General features: G+C 47.6%; 1 protein-coding gene. It reads left to right on the top strand.

The annotated features are described in order from the left end of the window. The coding region (locus EBR25_13635) for a hypothetical protein (protein NBW42024.1) at positions 1–1,800 on the top strand (1,800 nt) is incomplete at both ends.

The raw sequence follows: 1,800 nt of genomic DNA, 5'->3' as shown, positions 1-1,800 counted from the left end.
CGTGCCATGATCTTGTTTTTAAGGCCGATAAGAAAAAGGCTCTCTCCCTCTCTGACAAGCGCAACCCTGAGGAAGAAAAAGCAATAGAAAAAAGTATTAAGGAAACGACAAGTGATCTTCTTGCGAAGAGATCTGCCATCGTAAACTCCATCAGACAGAGCGCTTCGAATTTTTTCACAGGCTATAACAAAGAACTTGCAAAAGTGAGTCCGGACCAAAAAGTACTCAATGGCCTCCAAGTAACTGATATCAAGCGGCTACTTGCTCTATATTCCAGAGATCCTGCCGAGGTCTACTCGTTGGCTCTCTCTGCAATACTGCTGTCATTAAAGAATAACAATAGGTCGCAGGCAGACGTCAAAGCTATGTGCGATATGATCGTGAAGGAAGATGGAAAGCTATACGACGGAGAGGACTTGGTGTCCTTTGCTACTATCGTTGCTGGATCAGTTCCCCCGAACTTCAACCGTGTTCTCCCTGCACAGGTCTCATCTAACTATATTGGGTCTACCCGTATATACTCCAAAGACCTTGCCTCCGAAGAGGGAGGGGATCCAATTCCACATCTAGGCACAGGCCTAGATGTGATTCAGGTAGATACGCCTAGCAGCAGCAGCTCTTGGTTCATGTACAGGTCTTCGCATATCGCGCTAGTCAAGTCCCTGATGTCTGATCATATCGCCTCTACTTTTGATGAGAATGAGAAAAAGATAAAGGAAGAGATCGAGAATAATTTTGCAGTCGACGACACCAGTGGTCTTAATCGATTTGCAAAAGACGATATCGACAAAAAAGTTCAAGAGCTCGAGGCTACAGGCATTTTCGGGCAAAGGGGGCTTGAGCTAGAGCCTCAGACTGATGAGATCGAGCAGCTGAAGGGCGAAAATGAAGAAGAAAAACGTCAGATCATTCTAGTTAGAAATGTCAACAATTTCATCAAGAAACAGACGAAGAGCTCGATTATCAAGGCCTTGTCAGATGCTGGATTTGACGACACCTATTACGATGCGCTTATGACATGTGTCGCCAGAAGGCTCGGCCGCACATTTAATGAGGCGCTCACCCGTAACGTTGTTACGCGCTATTCATCCAAGAAAGAGATGTCACAATCACTCTCCGTAGGAGGAGAGGTGGTTGTCGAGAGCGAAGAGGGGCCCGAAGAAACCGGAGGATTTGCCGGTGGAAGATCGGAAGATGCCGAGCGAGAGCGTATCCTTAGAAAAGGAGACATGGAAAACTTCGTTTATAAGTGGATAAACTATCCTTCTTATAAGACGGATGGCTCTATTGGTATTCAGTCCCTGCCAGGCTTCTTAGCACGCGCCATGTATAAGGCAGAGCTAGCGAGCCAGGGCGATGAGGCGGCGAAGCGGTTCATAGAGAATATGACCAGTAGCACAGAAAAGCTCTCTCGTAAGAAATTGCTTAAGCACCCATTGATGATGGTACTAAAGAACTCTGTCCGCCTCGCCGCGGGTCATGAGCTCTTTGAGGTCCCTGCGCGCAAGAATCTGGCCGATCTACTGAGCTACAATCAGGCTGCCGGTAGCGATATTGTGTCATATAAGGATGTAGCACGTGATATCGGCCTCTTTACCGATCCACTTTACGCTTCTGACAAGCTAGCTGCAGGAGACAGCAGGGGAGATAGTTACGAGCTATTCTTTAGCAGAATGATTATGAAGGCCGGCCACATGAAGGTCACAGACTACTCGCTGTGGAAGGCTGGTATGCAGGAAGAGCTTGAAATCTACAGGAAGCAGAGCTCTGCTCGCCTAGACTCAATGCTCGCTCGTGGTA

It is taken from the genome of bacterium, from assembly GCA_009926305.1.
GTDB lineage: Bacteria > Bdellovibrionota_C > UBA2361 > UBA2361 > RFPC01 > RFPC01.
The sequence above is the reverse complement of the archived record's forward strand: the minus strand, read 5'-3'. Positions and strand labels throughout refer to the sequence as shown.